This is a genomic window from Streptococcus sp. 1449 (assembly GCF_013276805.1).
Taxonomy (GTDB): Bacteria; Bacillota; Bacilli; order Lactobacillales; family Streptococcaceae; genus Streptococcus; species Streptococcus pseudopneumoniae.
The window spans coordinates 87,125-102,728 of record NZ_VMLS01000003.1 but is presented as its reverse complement, the minus strand read 5'-3'; the positions used below and the strand labels follow the sequence as shown (position 1 = coordinate 102,728).

General features: G+C 39.0%; 17 protein-coding genes and 1 pseudogene. 16 read left to right on the top strand and 2 right to left on the bottom strand.

Annotated features, from left to right (window positions below; genetic code table 11):
* Window positions 1-37: 37 nt before the first annotated feature.
* A complete protein-coding gene (locus tag HT687_RS01165; RefSeq protein WP_023935632.1) occupies window positions 38-1,399 on the bottom strand; it encodes a bacteriocin secretion accessory protein in 1,362 nt (453 codons plus the stop codon).
* A 10-nt stretch (window positions 1,400-1,409) separates the two neighbouring features.
* Window positions 1,410-3,563, bottom strand: coding sequence for a peptide cleavage/export ABC transporter BlpA (gene blpA / locus HT687_RS01160; RefSeq protein ID WP_023932574.1), 2,154 nt, complete (start codon window positions 3,561-3,563; stop codon window positions 1,410-1,412).
* A gap of 281 nt (window positions 3,564-3,844) precedes the next feature.
* On the opposite strand from blpA, the gene HT687_RS01155 reads away from it, so the two are divergent.
* The 16 genes and pseudogenes from HT687_RS01155 to infB all read left to right on the top strand — a co-directional run bounded on the left by HT687_RS01155 (window position 3,845) and on the right by infB (window position 15,556).
* Complete coding sequence (locus HT687_RS01155; protein ID WP_023935633.1) at window positions 3,845-4,072, top strand: Blp family class II bacteriocin; 228 nt, start codon at window positions 3,845-3,847, stop codon at window positions 4,070-4,072.
* 51 nt (window positions 4,073-4,123) lie between these two features.
* A complete protein-coding gene (locus tag HT687_RS01150) occupies window positions 4,124-4,498 on the top strand; it encodes a hypothetical protein (protein WP_023935634.1) in 375 nt (124 codons plus the stop codon).
* A 5-nt stretch (window positions 4,499-4,503) separates the two neighbouring features.
* On the top strand, window positions 4,504-4,722 hold the full coding sequence (locus tag HT687_RS01145) for a hypothetical protein (protein ID WP_000438253.1): 219 nt from the start codon (window positions 4,504-4,506) through the stop codon (window positions 4,720-4,722).
* 319 nt (window positions 4,723-5,041) lie between these two features.
* Window positions 5,042-5,366, top strand: a pseudogene (locus tag HT687_RS01140) (immunity protein).
* Between the two features lie 165 nt (window positions 5,367-5,531).
* On the top strand, window positions 5,532-6,569 hold the full coding sequence (locus tag HT687_RS01135; protein ID WP_023935635.1) for a thioredoxin domain-containing protein: 1,038 nt from the start codon (window positions 5,532-5,534) through the stop codon (window positions 6,567-6,569).
* Between the two features lie 307 nt (window positions 6,570-6,876).
* Window positions 6,877-7,110, top strand: coding sequence for a ComC/BlpC family leader-containing pheromone/bacteriocin (locus HT687_RS01130; RefSeq protein ID WP_000379956.1), 234 nt, complete (start codon window positions 6,877-6,879; stop codon window positions 7,108-7,110).
* A gap of 31 nt (window positions 7,111-7,141) precedes the next feature.
* The gene (locus tag HT687_RS01125; RefSeq protein ID WP_023935636.1) at window positions 7,142-7,831 is read left to right on the top strand and encodes a CPBP family intramembrane glutamic endopeptidase; all 690 of its coding nucleotides are present in this window, start codon (window positions 7,142-7,144) and stop codon (window positions 7,829-7,831) included.
* Window positions 7,832-7,873: 42 nt separating this feature from the next.
* A complete protein-coding gene (blpZ, locus tag HT687_RS01120) occupies window positions 7,874-8,122 on the top strand; it encodes an immunity protein BlpZ (protein ID WP_023935639.1) in 249 nt (82 codons plus the stop codon).
* Between the two features lie 26 nt (window positions 8,123-8,148).
* A complete protein-coding gene (locus HT687_RS01115) occupies window positions 8,149-8,760 on the top strand; it encodes a type II CAAX endopeptidase family protein (RefSeq protein ID WP_023935640.1) in 612 nt (203 codons plus the stop codon).
* 159 nt (window positions 8,761-8,919) lie between these two features.
* Entirely contained in the window at window positions 8,920-9,714 is a 795-nt protein-coding gene (locus HT687_RS01110) for a phosphotransferase family protein (RefSeq protein ID WP_000363006.1), read from the top strand.
* Window positions 9,711-10,346, top strand: a complete 636-nt coding sequence (gene trmB / locus HT687_RS01105; protein WP_001266096.1) for a tRNA (guanosine(46)-N7)-methyltransferase TrmB — start codon at window positions 9,711-9,713, stop codon at window positions 10,344-10,346. Before HT687_RS01110 ends, trmB begins: the two co-directional genes overlap by 4 nt.
* 125 nt (window positions 10,347-10,471) lie before the next feature.
* On the top strand, window positions 10,472-10,951 hold the full coding sequence (rimP, locus tag HT687_RS01100) for a ribosome maturation factor RimP (RefSeq protein WP_007284956.1): 480 nt from the start codon (window positions 10,472-10,474) through the stop codon (window positions 10,949-10,951).
* A gap of 43 nt (window positions 10,952-10,994) precedes the next feature.
* Complete coding sequence (gene nusA, locus HT687_RS01095) at window positions 10,995-12,131, top strand: transcription termination factor NusA (RefSeq protein WP_023932582.1); 1,137 nt, start codon at window positions 10,995-10,997, stop codon at window positions 12,129-12,131.
* A gap of 21 nt (window positions 12,132-12,152) precedes the next feature.
* A complete protein-coding gene (locus HT687_RS01090; protein ID WP_000857562.1) occupies window positions 12,153-12,446 on the top strand; it encodes a YlxR family protein in 294 nt (97 codons plus the stop codon).
* On the top strand, window positions 12,439-12,738 hold the full coding sequence (locus tag HT687_RS01085; RefSeq protein ID WP_001041390.1) for a YlxQ-related RNA-binding protein: 300 nt from the start codon (window positions 12,439-12,441) through the stop codon (window positions 12,736-12,738). The genes HT687_RS01090 and HT687_RS01085 overlap by 8 nt, the downstream gene beginning before the upstream one ends.
* Before the next feature lie 16 nt (window positions 12,739-12,754).
* Window positions 12,755-15,556, top strand: a complete 2,802-nt coding sequence (gene infB, locus HT687_RS01080; RefSeq protein ID WP_023935641.1) for a translation initiation factor IF-2 — start codon at window positions 12,755-12,757, stop codon at window positions 15,554-15,556.
* Window positions 15,557-15,604: the final 48 nt, after the last annotated feature.

Below are 15,604 nucleotides of genomic sequence, written 5' to 3'. Positions count from 1 at the left end.
ATAAGATAATAAATAGTTATAGAGTGTTATCTGAAAATTAATCAGAATGGGTTAAAATTTTATCTTTGAAATAATCAAAATATGTTTTCTTTGCAGTTACACTAGTGACGCGACCTTGTAAGCCATATTGGATGAGTTTACTATCCTCATTAGATAGTTTTGCAAGAGCGGTTAATTTAAAGAGATTACCTTGCTCTGTTCTGGTAGGAGTTTGATCAATTGTCTGAAGTTGACCGATAATGGTGGTGCCGTGATTTCCAATCTTCTCCAGTTTTAATCTTACAGTTTGTCCTTTATCTAGTAGAGGTAGATAGTCAGAAGATACGTAGTAAGTGATTAGTACTTCTCTTGTATCTGTGATGACAGGGAATATTTGAGCAATTTCTGTACCAGTTGGAATTCTATTTTTACCTTCAAATTCACTGTTTAAGTGAATGATACCTTTACTTGGGGCGGTTAAGGTATTGTTTTCTAAGCGCTGTGTCGCTTGATCTAGTTGTACTGTTAATTCTGTTAATTGATTCTCCACGGTTAGTTGTTGCTGTGAGGCTGTCTGTAAAAATTGAGTACGGAGTACTTCAATTTTGGTTGCTAAACTATTATCATAAGTTGCTACACTTCCGATACCAGCTTGCTGAATTTTGAGGCTTGCGATAGATGATTCAAGACCTGCAATACTTTGATTAATTTGAGATAAAAATGGCTCCTCTGCAGTTCCTTGTGTTTGTCCTTGTGAGGCTACAAGATAACGATTCAAAATTGACTGGTGCGGATTGCCAGTTGGTAAGCGTGCTCTGTTATTTATGATAGCATCTCTCAACTCTTGATATTCTCCAATTTGTTGTTGAACTTTTGTAATTTCTTGTTCGATGGCTGATGAACTGCTATTGGCAAGATTAGCTTGATTTGAAACTTCGGTGTTAGTCTTTGTGATACCCAGTTCAATATCATGGGATTGTTTAGTAAAATTCCTAAAGGTATTATGGTAGCCAAATTCATCCTCGCCAGAAAAAAGATCAGTCGCTTTTTCTAAGCTTTGTTTCAAAATTCCAAGTCCTTCTTTTTGCTTCTCAAGTCTTTGTAATTGAGTTTCTAAGGCAGTTTTCTGACTTTCTTCCATTGTTTCAGAGTATTTGATGAGTAAGTCACCTTTTTCAACTACTTGATTTGCCACTAAATGATTAGCTAGGATAGGATTATCACTTGTTGACTGAATAGATGCAATGACACTTGTAGGGGCGATTTCTCCTTGGGAAGTAACAGTAATTTCTTTTGTGGCAACAAGGGAGAAAATCAAGATGAAAGTAAATAGTAATGAAAGAGGTATAATTAACATTGTCGCATAGTTATGGTAACGTCTCTGATAAAACTCGACGCTTCTAAAAAGATTAGGATTCATGACATTCTCCTTATTTATTGAATAGATGATGGTAGAAGCCTTGCGCCTGCATTAACTCTTGGTGACTACCAACTTCAATGATTTTCCCCTGGTCAAGAACAATGACACGGTTAGTTCGTTCGGCTATACTGAGACGATGGGCTACAAAGAGAATGGTTTTATCAGTTAGGGACATAAGATTATCTATAACTTTTTTCTCAGTCAAGACATCAAGACCGCTAGTAGCTTCATCTAGTATTAAAACAGGAGCTTTAGTTAAAAGAGCACGAGCGAGAGCGATTCGTTGCTTTTGTCCTCCTGATAGACCAGCTCCATCAGAGAGCTGAGTTTGATAGCCCATAGGCATTCTTTCAATGTCTTGACGGATTTCAGCTAATTCACAAGCTCTTAGAATATCTTCTTGGCTAATCATATGATTACCACCCAAGGTTAAGTTTTCCAAGATAGAGCCATTAAAGATATAGGCTTGTTGAGGTAGGTAATTAATATGACGGCGCAAGACTTTCTTATCAATGTTTTTAATATCCTGATGATTGATGGAAATATGTCCTTTGTAAGGTTCAAAGAAATTGACAATCATTTTGGCTAAAGTTGTTTTACCAGAACCACTAACTCCAACTAGGCTAACCTTATCTCCTTGTTTAATCGTGAGATTAATATCTGTTAAGGTATCTCGTCCAAAACCATACTTATAAGAAAGGTCATCAAATTCAATATCTCCCATCAAAAAATGTGAATGAACAGGATTTTCTTGAACTTGAAATTCAGATTCGACTAGATAGACCTCGTTCAAACGGTTATTAGCGACCTTCGCAGATTGGAGTTTGGTTTGGAGGTTGATAATATTTTCCATAGGAGTTGTAAAGTAAGAAAGAAGTGTGTTAAAGGTAATCAGCTGACCGATAGAAATTTTACTCGACATGACTAATTGAGCGCCAAACCATAGGATAAGGATATTCAGAACTAATTTTGTTCCCTGCTTTAAACTCGTTTGTAAAATAGAATATTTACTGAGCTTAAAGGATTTTTCCAAATAATCTACAAATTCGCTGTCTATATTTTGATAGCGATTTTCTTCACTCGTGAGCGACTTTATAGTTTCAATCCCGTTGATATCTTCGATAATGGCAGAGCTAACCATAGAATTACTTTGCATGACATCATGGTTCATTTTTTCGAAAGGCTTCATAAAAGAAAAGATGATGAACATGTATATAGGAATGGAAATAAGAGAAAGAAGGAAGAGATTAGGGTTTTGTGCCAGTAAGACTCCCCCTACAAGAATCAGAATAGAAACATCCAGAAAAAGAGATAGAATGGTAGAAGCCAAGGCATCTATAATAGAGTTAGCATCTGTGAACCGTGAAATGATTTCTCCTGTACGACGTGTCGCAAAGAAAGACATAGGAAGTTCAAAAATATGGCGAATATAGGATAAAATCACATCAATGCTTAATCTCTGGCTCAGAACGGTTAGGAGATAATCTCTGGAGAAGCTCATGACTTGTTGGAGGATATAGGTTACAACCAGACCAACTGAGATGATTCCTAAAGTTGATTTCATCTGATTTGGGATGTATTCATCTAAGATTCCTTGGAGATAATAAGAACCACCGATATTGATAATCGTGACCAATAAGCTTGAGAGAACAATGTAAGCAATGAGAGATTTTTGTTTGAAAATCAGAGGAAGGAAGCTTAGTAGACCATTCTTTTTATCTTTATGGGGTTGATAGCTGGGTTTGGGAGCTAGAAAAATAGCTACTCCAGTCCATTCAGAGAAAAAGCGTTCTTTTGACATTTTAGTGATTTTTACAGAAGGGTCAGGATCACCAATAATCAGATAGTCTTTCTTTGTTTGATAGACAACATAGTAATGTTGGAGTTTTCCTTCTTTGTTAACGTGAACGATAAATGGATAGGGGACATCACTCATGTCAAAGAGAGTTTTATCTGCTTGAACAGGTCTTGTTTCAAAGCCCATTTCATCAGCGGCTTTTACAATGCCAAGAGCAGTCGTTCCTTCTTTATTGGTCTTTGCAAGTTCTCTCAAGTGAGCTAGAGAAAAATCTGAACCATAGAATTTAGCAATCGAGGCTAAGGCAGCAACACCGCAGTCTCTAGCATCTATTTGAGGAACAAATGTACGTTTATAAGAAGTCATTGGCAATTCCTTTCATATAGTGGATAGGTCTATTATGACATAAAAACAATTTCATGCTTTATAAAATCTTGAATAGTCATTGAAATGTCCTGAATGGTAAAAAAGTGATTAGAAATTATCTTTTAAAAAAATTTTAGAGGTGGTTTTAAATAAAAAAGCTAATTCAAGACGTTTCGATGACAATTCAAGATTTGGATGAAAAATTTTAAAAAACAATGATATACTAAACTTGTCAAAGTTGCAACAAGACAAAAATTAAAAATAAAAAAGGAGTATTTGTCATGAATACAAAAATGATGTCACAATTTTCTGTTATGGATAATGAAATGCTTGCTCGTGTTGAAGGTGGAGATAAAGTAGGGGCTGGAGAAGTTGTTCAAGCATTAGGAATTTGTACAATAGGAGGTGCAGCTCTGGGGAGTGTTATCCCAGTTGTGGGAACTCTTGCCGGCGGGATTTTAGGAGCACAGTTTTGTACAGCGGCTTGGGGAGCTTTTAGAGCAAGTTAAACTTTTAGAGATATAGTAGATTGAGAATAGTAGTAAAAGGAGGTGATTTATATGAAATACAGATTATTTCTTATTATTTTCTTGAGTAGTGTTTTGGATATTCTTTTAGGTACATTTTTGAAAATCTCGAATGTATCGATTGGATGGCTTGTTCTCTACAGTGGCTTATTTGAAGCAGGAGTTTTCCTTCTTGCTAATAAAGGTTTGGCGGTAAAAATTAAGGAAGCAGACATTCAAAATCGCTTTAAATTTATTTTTGGAAAAACGCTATGGTTTCAAATTCTTTTGCTCATCTTTTTGATGGTCAAACTGTATCTTGGTTTGGAGGCGAGGCTAATCTTATTCTATGGAAATATTTTAATTGTCTTTAATGCCTTAGTTTATCTTTTGTCTACTAGCCAAATTAATTTAACAAAGAAAGTGTGAAAAGAATGGAACAATCAGTAAATAATTTCATCATTTTACCTGATGAAAAACTAACAACGATAACAGCTGGAGATAAACAACTTGCAGACAGATTTTTAAGTGGAGTAGGTGGTGCGGTTGAGGGGATTTCGCTTTGTGCGCAGACAATCCCTTTCCCAACCCCGCAGATTTATTTAATTTGTGCAGCTGGTGGGGCGGCAGTTTCAGTTTTATGGCCACATTAGAGAAACCTGATTATGCATATATAACACAAAAAAGCATCCAGAATCGGTATGAAACCAAGGATTCTAGATGCTTTTCTCTTTTCACCCATTGGGTGCTGTTTTTACTGGAAAAAAGGGAGTTTCTCCTTTATGATATAAGTTCAAAAAATAAAAACAAAAGGACACTCCAATGCTCAGTATATCAAATAAGTCTATGAAAAACAATACTTTATCACACTTTTCTTTCGATGGTGGAAATCTGATCAATCAAGCTGGTTCTCTGCTTTTCAAATAACTCTTCACAAAGTTGAATCTAAAAGAAATCAGGTCAAAACACCTTGTGACCGATGATAAGCGACGCTATTATCACTATTCGGATATCGATATTGTCATCCAATTTCTTTTAGTGATTATTAACCTGGCTTCTATTTTGGTCACTGTTTACCTCACTAGGAAAATGAGAGTTTGAAGATGATGATTTGGTTAGTCCTAGAACCAATCAACTTATGTATATCGGCTTGACAGGTTTTATGTCTATTATCTATTTGTATAGAGGTATCACAGTAGCAGAATCCTATCAACAACTAATCGCTTATATTGGCGCTATTCTCTGCTCAACCATCATGCTTCTGCTCATTTGGGGTTTGAAGTATTATAAAAAGTAGAGCTTAATGAAGTATAAAAGAAAAGGGTAAGTGTTTTCGTAATACTTATCCTTTTATAATGAAGTTTTTGCAATTCAAGATGTTTCGATGACCATTTAAGATTTATATGAATTTGTAATCTTAAATAAGGTAAGATAAAGATAACAAATGTAAAGGAGTATTCTTATGAAGAAACAAAATATAAAATCGCTATTACTTGTACCACTTGTATTTGCATCTATTACTGCAGGTCTTGCATATGCAGAAGAACAGCCTACTACTTCATCTATCCAGGCGAATGATAGTTTTCTTGTGGCACCAGATTTGCCATCGGCTAAGAAAAAGGTGGAGCATAAACCTTCTGTTGTAACCCCAGAAGAGTATGAGAAGAATGTTACGGACTTTAAAAAGATAGATATTGAAGCCGTTCGTCAATCTTTTACAGAGGATCAATTGGAACATACTATTTATTTTGGTAGAAAAACTTGCTCTCATTGTCGTCAATTTTCTCCTGAATTGAAAGAATTTAATAACTTGATTGAAAAGAAGTTAGAGTATTATGATTTGGATGGTAAGGATTTTGATGGGGAAGCGAGAGAGTTTCTATTTAAAAAAGTCGGTATTCCAGGAACACCAACAATTTTGTATTTAAAAAATGGACATCCGATATCTGGATGGGTTGGTGGCGGAGCAACTGCACAACAGGTGTATGATTATATGTACTCGAGAAACTCACCTAAGCAAACGGAGACAGTGAAATCTTCTGAGGAAACAGTAACTGAAAGTGTCCGTGATGAGAATACTAGAAGTGACAGCATGAATATTAGTGATAAAGTTGTAAGTGACAGCAAAGGTATGAGTGATGAAAAAAGAACTGAAATGAAAATATCCAATGTTAATCCCAATTCTAATAGTGAAAATAGTGGGAAAGTGAAGAGTACAAACTCAACTTCTGAAGCTAAAACTACTCAATCTGACAATTTAGCAATGTTAGACAATAAGAATCAATTGGAAACTCCTAAACCTATTTTTGATGTTGCTCAAGAAAATAAAACTCCTTCAACTGATGTTAAGGGGACTGATTATGTAAGCAAATCTATTACTTCGAATGAAAAATTATTACCGAAAACAGGAGAGGAAGAAAGTTACCAACTGCTTCGGCTGGCTGTCGCGTTTTTTATGACTTCTGTAATGATTAAAGTGAAACAAAAAATTCATAAATAAAAATAGATGGTAAACAGGTGCAATGATACTATTTGTTTGTAATAATATATGGCTAGAATTTGCCTGTAGATAAGAATGAGAAGATAGGTGTATTTATTTTATATATAAAAGATTATAATTGTATATGAAATGAATGGTAAAAGGTAAAGTATTTCTGAAATGCTTTCTTTTTCGACTATTTTAACGCCTCAAGATGTTTTGATGACTATTTATGATTTGGATGGAAAATTTCAAAAAATAGTAGTATACTAACATTGTTAAGGTTGCAACAGGACAAAAATTAAACATAAAAAAGGAGATATTCGTCATGGATACAAAAATGATGTCACAATTTGCAGTTATGGATAATGAAATGCTTGCTCGTATAGAGGGTGGGGATGTATCTGATATTTATAGAGGGTACGCTAATCAGGTAAGTCCATTCGGTTCTTACCCTCCTATATTAAAAAATTCAGGTCCTTTTCCAGTAAGTGGTTACTGCCCGCGCGGTTATCATGACCGTGGTTATATAGGAGCAGGTTTTCATTTATGTGGAATATAGGCTGAAATACAAGAAATGAGGAAGAATTTCTATGAAAAAGTATCAGCTTGTCTTCAAAATAAGTGCAGTCTTGTCTTACCTATTTTTCGTATTTGGTCTTTCTCGGCTGACGCTTATTGTTCAAAATTATTGGCAATTTTCTTCCCAGATTGGCAATTTCGTCTGGATTCAAAATTTCTTGAGTTTGCTATTTAGCGGAGTCATGATTTGGATTCTGGTTAAGACAGGGCACGGCTATCTCTTTCGCATTCCAAGAAAAAAATGGCTTTGGTATTCGATTTTGACAGTATTAGTGCTAGTGCTCCAGATCTCTTTTAACGTTCAGACAGCTAAACATGTTCAGTCAACTGCTGAAGGTTGGGCTGTATTGATCGGTTATAGTGGGACCAACTTTGCTGAGCTAGGTATCTATATAACTTTGTTCTTTCTGACTCCACTTATGGAAGAGCTAATCTATAGAGGATTACTGCAACACGCCTTTTTTAAGCATTCGAGATTTGGCCTTGATTTGCTTCTTCCGTCAATTTTATTTGCTCTTCCTCATTTTTCAAGCCTGCCTAGTTTGTTAGATATCTTCATCTTTGCAACATCTGGCATCATCTTTGCTAGTTTGACCCGCCATACCAAGAGCATTTATCCTTCCTATGCGGTGCATGTGATCAATAATATTGTAGCGACCTTCCCGTTTTTGCTCACTTTTCTACATAGGGTCTTGGGGTAAAAAAACCAAAAGGCTTGCTTTTTAGCCATAAAGGAGGTTATCATGTATAAACACTTATTTTTCCTAAACTCAAAAACCTTAGATCGGTTGACACCCTATATTCTAGTCTTGGCTTCTGACACCATTGCCTTTAATGTTTTTGTGCTAACCTTTGTGTCTGCGGTGATCTTTAATTTCCTGAATCCCCTGCTAGCTTTGATAACTATCTTCTTAGGTGCTGGTTATGTTGTCGGATTTTGGTTACTAAAATGGTTTGTTTTGGAAAGACTAGAGTTAAAGGATGACTTGTAGGGAAGTTTGTTGAGGAGGATAATTTTATGGAGTTTTTTGATAAATTTCATGCCTTGTGTTTTGGACTTTTAGTACTACTAATCGTCATTACAGTTCCTTATACGATTAACCATGGGGATTTTTTTCAAAATGAATTTGCACTGATTATTGTAAGTCTTCTTGTAACCTCGATGAGTGTTGCTTATGCTAGAAAGTTTGAAATGATTTCTTTTGGGATGTTAAGCAAGAAAGAACTTTTACTTTTCATTGCAATCTTTCTTCTAAGTGTGCTTGAGACGCTGGTTTATATTCATTTCTTCGCTGTTTCTTCTGGCGCAGGAGTTCAACACTTGGCGGAAGTCAGCAGAGGAGTTTCTCTGTCTTTGATTTTGACTTCCTCAGTTTTTGGCCCCATCCAGGAGGAACTCATTTTCAGAGGACTTCTTCAAGGTGCGGTTTTTGACAATTCTTGGTTAGGGCTTGTGCTAACTTCCTCTCTCTTTTCTTTTATGCATGGTCCTTCTAATGTCCCTTCGTTTATTTTTTATCTACTTGGGGGCTTGTTACTGGGATTTGCTTATAAAAAGAGCCAAAACCTATGGGTTTCTACTCTAGTTCACATGTTTTACAATGCTTGGCCACTCTTATATTATTTATAAAAATCATGAAAGGTAAGCAGAAGACGGTGCTTGCCTTTTTCTTTCTATAATGATACCAAGCCAATCCAGAGGCTTTTCTTTGAGAATCGGGTGTGGAGCGGTTGACGAATAGGCCAAAAACTAGTAGAATAGTAAGGAAACTTTATACGGAGGAAAGAAATGGATTTGGGTGATAATGAGCTAACACTGACTCCCATACCTGGGAAAAGTGGCAAGGCTTATATGGGTAGCTATCCTGATGGGAAGCGCATCTTTGTAAAAATGAACACCTCTCCAATCCTACCTGGTCTAGCTAGAGAACAAATTGCTCCACAATTATTATGGAGTCGCCGTTTGGCAGATGGGCGTGATATGTGTGCTCAAGAATGGTTGACAGGCAAGATATTGACCCCCTATGATATGAATCGTAAACAAATCGTCAATATTTTAACCCGCCTTCATCGCTCACGTCCTTTGATGACACAGTTGAGTCGTTTGGGCTATGCCATGGAAACACCTGTAGATTTACTACAGTCTTGGCAGGAAACGGCTCCAGATGCTTTGCGTAAAAATCATTTTATCAGTGAAGTGATGGCTGATTTACGTCAGACTATTCCAGGATTTAGAGAGGACTATGCGACCATTGTCCATGGAGATGTACGACATAGTAATTGGATTGAGACAGATAGTGGCTTGATTTATTTGGTAGATTGGGATTCGGTTCGCTTGACCGACCGCATGTTTGATGTGGCCCATATGCTCTGCCATTATATTCCAGAACATCAGTGGAAGGAATGGTTGACCTACTACGGTTACAAGTATAATCAAACGGTATTAAGTAAATTGTATTGGTACGGTCAATTGTCTTATTTGAGCCAGATTTCCAAGTATTATATGAACCAAGATTTAGAAAATGTTAATCGGGAGATTCATGGCTTGCGTCACTTCCGAGACAAGTATGGAAAGAGAAGATGAGAGTTAGAAATCGTAAAGGGGCGACAGAATTACTAGAGGCAAATCCCCAGTATGTGGTCCTCAATCCCTTGGAAGCCAAGGGGAAATGGCGGGACTTGTTTGGCAATGACAATCCCATTCATGTGGAAGTTGGAAGTGGGAAGGGTGCCTTTGTTTCAGGTATGGCAAAGCAGAACCCTGACATCAACTATATCGGGATTGATATTCAAAAGTCTGTTTTAAGCTATGCTTTAGACAAGGTTCTTGAAGTTGGAGTGCCTAACATCAAGCTCTTGTGGGTAGATGGTTCTGACTTGACTGACTACTTTGAAGACGGTGAGATTGATCGCTTGTATCTGAACTTTTCAGATCCATGGCCGAAAAAACGCCATGAAAAGCGTCGTTTGACCTACAAGACCTTCTTGGATACCTTCAAACGTATCTTGCCTGAAAATGGAGAAATTCATTTCAAGACGGATAACCGTGGCTTGTTTGAGTACAGTTTAGTGAGCTTTTCTCAGTATGGCATGAAGCTCAATGGTGTCTGGCTAGACTTACATGCCAGTGATTTTGAAGGCAATGTCATGACAGAATACGAGCAAAAATTCTCCAATAAGGGGCAAGTTATCTACCGAGTTGAGGTAGAATTTTAAGAAATAGCCTGAAATCAGGCTGTATAAGTGCTTTTGCTTTACATAAGTTAGCAAATGTGATATACTAAGAGTAAGAATATGAAAAGTGAGGCGGGGAAATATCTTCGCCTCTTGCTTATGAGGAGGTGGACGCAATCGCAACAATCGTAGAATTAGTCAGAGAAGTTGTAGAACCTGTCATAGAAGCTCCTTTCGAGCTCGTGGATATCGAGTATGGAAAGATTGGCAGTGACATGATTCTCAGTATTTTTGTAGATAAACCTGAAGGAATTACCTTGAACGACACGGCAGACTTGACAGAAATGATCAGTCCTGTCCTAGATACCATCAAGCCAGATCCCTTCCCAGAACAATATTTCCTAGAAATCACCAGTCCAGGTTTGGAACGTCCTTTAAAAACCAAGGATGCCGTTGCTGGAGCAGTTGGGGAATACATCCATGTCGGGCTCTACCAAGCCATCGATAAGCAAAAGGTCTTTGAAGGAACCTTGTTGGCCTTCGAAGAGGACGAGTTGACTATGGAATATATGGACAAGACGCGTAAGAAAACCGTCCAAATTCCATACAGTTTAGTATCAAAAGCACGTTTAGCAGTTAAATTATAGAAAAAGAAAGGATAGCTTTTGAGGATTCAAAAGTGAAGAAAACATGAGTAAAGAAATGCTAGAGGCCTTCCGCATTTTGGAAGAAGACAAGGGAATCAAAAAAGAAGACATCATCGACGCAGTAGTAGAGTCGCTTCGTTCCGCTTATCGCAGACGCTATGGTCAGTCAGACAGCGTAGCTATTGACTTCAACGAAAAAACAGGTAACTTTACAGTTTATACTGTCCGTGAAGTTGTTGATGAAGTATTTGATAGCCGTTTGGAAATCAGCTTGAAAGATGCTCTTGCCATTAATTCAGCTTATGAACTTGGAGACAAAATCAAGTTTGAAGAAGCACCAGCTGAGTTTGGTCGTGTAGCAGCCCAATCTGCCAAACAAACCATCATGGAAAAAATGCGCAAGCAAACACGTGCCATCACTTACAATACTTACAAAGAACATGAGCAAGAAATCATGTCTGGTACAGTAGAACGCTTTGACAACCGCTTTATCTATGTCAACCTTGGTAGCATCGAAGCCCAATTGTCAAAACAAGACCAAATTCCTGGAGAAGTTTTTGCTTCTCATGATCGTATCGAAGTTTATGTTTACAAGGTTGAAGACAACCCTCGTGGTGTGAACGTCTTTGTTAGCCGTAGCCATCCAGAAATGATCAAACGTTTGATGGAGCAAGAAATTCCAGAAGTTTATGATGGAACTGTTGAAATCATGAGCGTGGCTCGTGAAGCAGGTGACCGTACGAAGGTTGCTGTTCGTAGCCACAATCCAAACGTGGATGCTATCGGTACAATCGTTGGACGTGGTGGTGCTAATATTAAGAAGATTACTAGCAAATTCCACCCAGCTCGTTACGATGCTAAAAATGACCGCATGGTACCAATCGAAGAAAATATCGATGTTATCGAGTGGGTAGCAGATCCAGCTGAATTTATCTACAATGCCATCGCTCCTGCTGAGGTTGACCAAGTTATCTTTGATGAAAACGACAGCAAACGTGCCTTGGTGGTTGTTCCAGATAACAAGCTTTCTCTTGCCATTGGTCGTCGTGGACAAAACGTGCGCTTGGCGGCTCACTTGACTGGTTACCGTATCGATATCAAGTCTGCTAGCGAATTTGAAGCCATGGAAGACGCTGCTTCAGTAGAGTTGGAAGTAGAAAACGATACTGTAGAAGAATAAAAGCTGCTAGAGGAGGGAAAGATGAAAACAAGAAAAATCCCTTTGCGCAAGTCTGTTGTGTCTAACGAAGTGATTGATAAGCGTGATTTGCTCCGCATTGTCAAGAACAAGGAAGGACAAGTCTTTATTGATCCTACGGGCAAGGCCAATGGCCGCGGCGCTTATATCAAACTAGACAATGCAGAAGCCCTAGAGGCGAAAAAGAAGAAGGTCTTTAACCGCAGCTTTAGCATGGAAGTGGAAGAAAGCTTTTATGACGAGTTGATCGCTTATGTGGATCACAAAGTGAAAAGAAGAGAGTTAGGACTTGAATAAGCAAAAGATAAGTAATCTCTTGGGACTTGCTCAGCGAGCAGGGCGGATTATATCGGGTGAAGAATTGGTGGTCAAGGCCATTCAAGACGGCAAGGCCAAGTTGGTCTTTCTAGCTCATGATGCTGGACCCAATCTGACCAAGAAGATTCAAGATAAAAGTCATTATTATCAAGTGGAAATTGTAACCGTGTTTTCAACACTGGAATTAAGCATAGCAGTCGGGAAATCGAGAAAGGTTTTGGCTGTAACAGATGCTGGATTTACAAAGAAAATGAGGTCTCTTATGGAATAGAAGAGGAGGACATGATTTGTCTAAGAAAAGATTGTACGAAATCGCAAAAGAACTTGGAAAAGAAAGTAAAGAAGTTGTAGCGCGTGCAAAAGAGTTGGGCTTGGATGTGAAAAGCCACTCATCAAGTGTGGAAGAAGCTGTCGCTGCAAAAATTGCTGCCAGCTTTAAGCCTGCAGCTGCTCCGAAAGTAGAAGCAAAACCTGCAGCACCAAAAGTAAGTGCAGAAAAGAAAGCCGAAAAATCTGAGCCAGCTAAACCAGCTGTAGCTAAGGAAGAGGCAAAACCTGCTGAGCCAGTCGCTCCGAAAACAGAAAAAGTAGCAGCTAAACCGCAAAGTCGTAATTTCAAGGCTGAGCGTGAAGCTCGTGCCAAAGAACAGGCAGAACGACGCAAGCAAAATAAGGGCAATAACCGTGACCAACAACAAAACGGAAACCGTCAGAAAAACGACGGTCGCAATGGTGGAAAACAAGGTCAAGGCAACCGCGATAATCGTCGCTTTAATGATCAAGCTAAGAAACAGCAAGGTCAGCAAAATCGAGGAAATGAACGCCGTCAACAAGAGGATAAACGTCCAAATCAAGCGGCTCCACGTGTTGACTTTAAAGCCCGTGCAGCAGCCCTAAAAGCAGAGCAAAATGCTGAATATGCACGTTCAAGTGAGGAACGTTTCAAGCAGTATCAGGCTGCTAAAGAAGCCTTGGCTCAAGCTAACAAACGCAAGGAACCAGAGGAAATCTTTGAAGAAGCGGCTAAGTTAGCTGAACAAGCGCAACAAGAACAGCAAGTTCAAGCAGTGGTTGAACTTGCTCCTGTAGCTAAAGAAGCGCCAGTGGATACACGTCGTAAGAAACAAGCTCGACCAGACAAAAATCGTGACGATTATGATCACGAAGAAGATGGTCCTAGAAAACAACAAAAGAATCGAAGTAGTCAAAATCAAGTGAGAAATCAAAAGAATAGTAACTGGAATAACAACAAAAAGAACAAAAAAGGCAATAACAAGAACAACCGTAATCAGACTCCAAAACCTGTTACAGAGCGTAAATTCCATGAATTGCCAACAGAATTTGAGTATACAGATGGTATGACCGTTGCGGAAATCGCAAAACGTATCAAACGTGAACCAGCTGAAATCGTTAAGAAACTCTTTATGATGGGTGTCATGGCCACACAAAACCAATCCTTGGATGGGGAAACCATCGAACTCCTCATGGTGGATTACGGTATCGAAGCCAAACAAAAGGTTGAAGTGGATAATGCTGACATCGAACGTTTCTTTGTCGAAGATGGTTATCTCAATGAAAATGAATTGGTTGAGCGTCCACCAGTTGTAACTATCATGGGACACGTTGACCACGGTAAAACAACACTCCTAGATACCCTTCGTAATTCTCGTGTTGCGACAGGTGAAGCAGGTGGTATCACTCAGCATATCGGTGCCTACCAAATCGTGGAAAATGGCAAGAAGATTACTTTCCTTGATACACCGGGACACGCGGCCTTTACATCTATGCGTGCGCGTGGTGCTTCTGTTACCGATATTACGATTTTGGTCGTAGCGGCAGATGACGGGGTTATGCCTCAGACTATCGAAGCCATCAACCACTCAAAAGCGGCCAATGTTCCAATCATCGTAGCTATCAACAAGATTGATAAACCAGGTGCTAACCCAGAACGCGTTATCGGTGAATTGGCAGAGCATGGAGTTATGTCAACTGCTTGGGGTGGAGATTCTGAATTTGTTGAAATCTCAGCTAAATTCAACCAAAACATCGAAGAATTGTTGGAAACAGTCCTTCTTGTAGCTGAAATTCAAGAACTCAAGGCAGACCCAACAGTGCGTGCGATCGGTACAGTTATCGAAGCGCGCTTGGATAAAGGAAAAGGTGCGGTCGCAACCCTTCTTGTTCAACAAGGTACCTTGAATGTTCAAGACCCAATCGTTGTCGGAAATACCTTCGGTCGTGTCCGTGCTATGACCAATGACCTTGGTCGTCGTGTTAAGGTAGCAGGTCCATCAACGCCAGTTTCAATCACAGGTTTGAACGAAGCGCCAATGGCGGGTGACCACTTTGCTGTCTACGAAGATGAAAAATCTGCGCGTGCAGCAGGTGAAGAGCGTGCCAAACGTGCCCTCATGAAACAACGTCAAGCTACCCAACGTGTTAGCCTTGAAAACCTCTTTGATACCCTTAAAGCTGGTGAACTCAAGTCTGTTAACGTTATCATTAAGGCTGACGTACAAGGTTCTGTTGAAGCCCTTTCTGCATCACTTCAGAAAATCGATGTGGAAGGTGTCAAAGTGACCATCGTCCACTCAGCGGTCGGTGCTATCAATGAATCTGACGTGACCCTTGCCGAAGCTTCAAATGCCTTTATCGTTGGTTTCAACGTACGCCCTACACCACAAGCTCGTCAACAAGCAGAAGCTGACGATGTGGAAATTCGTCTCCACAGCATTATCTATAAGGTTATCGAAGAGATGGAAGAAGCCATGAAAGGGATGCTTGATCCAGAATTCGAAGAAAAAGTTATCGGTGAAGCAGTTATTCGTGAAACCTTCAAGGTGTCTAAAGTGGGAACTATCGGTGGATTTATGGTTATCAACGGTAAGGTTGCCCGTGACTCTAAAGTCCGTGTTATCCGTGATGGTGTCGTTATCTATGATGGTGAACTCGCAAGCTTGAAACACTATAAAGACGACGTTAAGGAAGTTACAAACGGCCGTGAAGGTGGATTGATGATCGATGGCTACAATGATATCAAGACTGATGATGTGATTGAGGCCTATGTCATGGAAGAAATCAAGAGATAAGATTTTTTGCTCCTTTCTTAGGTGGTGAGGGACGCAAGCAAACCGATG

Excerpts from the sequence above, each read along its gene's own strand:
- HT687_RS01130 (WP_000379956.1), top strand. The coding sequence starts at position 6,877 with ATGGATACAAAAATGATGTCACAATTTGCAGTTATGGATAATGAAATG.
- HT687_RS01150 (WP_023935634.1), top strand. The coding sequence starts at position 4,124 with ATGAAATACAGATTATTTCTTATTATTTTCTTGAGTAGTGTTTTGGAT.
- blpZ (WP_023935639.1), top strand. The coding sequence starts at position 7,874 with ATGTATAAACACTTATTTTTCCTAAACTCAAAAACCTTAGATCGGTTG.
- HT687_RS01110 (WP_000363006.1), top strand. The coding sequence starts at position 8,920 with ATGGATTTGGGTGATAATGAGCTAACACTGACTCCCATACCTGGGAAA.
- HT687_RS01125 (WP_023935636.1), top strand. The coding sequence starts at position 7,142 with ATGAAAAAGTATCAGCTTGTCTTCAAAATAAGTGCAGTCTTGTCTTAC.
- HT687_RS01090 (WP_000857562.1), top strand. The coding sequence starts at position 12,153 with ATGAAAACAAGAAAAATCCCTTTGCGCAAGTCTGTTGTGTCTAACGAA.
- nusA (WP_023932582.1), top strand. The coding sequence starts at position 10,995 with ATGAGTAAAGAAATGCTAGAGGCCTTCCGCATTTTGGAAGAAGACAAG.
- HT687_RS01165 (WP_023935632.1), bottom strand. The coding sequence starts at position 1,399 with ATGAATCCTAATCTTTTTAGAAGCGTCGAGTTTTATCAGAGACGTTAC.
- trmB (WP_001266096.1), top strand. The coding sequence starts at position 9,711 with ATGAGAGTTAGAAATCGTAAAGGGGCGACAGAATTACTAGAGGCAAAT.
- HT687_RS01135 (WP_023935635.1), top strand. The coding sequence starts at position 5,532 with ATGAAGAAACAAAATATAAAATCGCTATTACTTGTACCACTTGTATTT.
- blpA (WP_023932574.1), bottom strand. The coding sequence starts at position 3,563 with ATGACTTCTTATAAACGTACATTTGTTCCTCAAATAGATGCTAGAGAC.
- HT687_RS01155 (WP_023935633.1), top strand. The coding sequence starts at position 3,845 with ATGAATACAAAAATGATGTCACAATTTTCTGTTATGGATAATGAAATG.
- HT687_RS01145 (WP_000438253.1), top strand. The coding sequence starts at position 4,504 with ATGGAACAATCAGTAAATAATTTCATCATTTTACCTGATGAAAAACTA.
- HT687_RS01115 (WP_023935640.1), top strand. The coding sequence starts at position 8,149 with ATGGAGTTTTTTGATAAATTTCATGCCTTGTGTTTTGGACTTTTAGTA.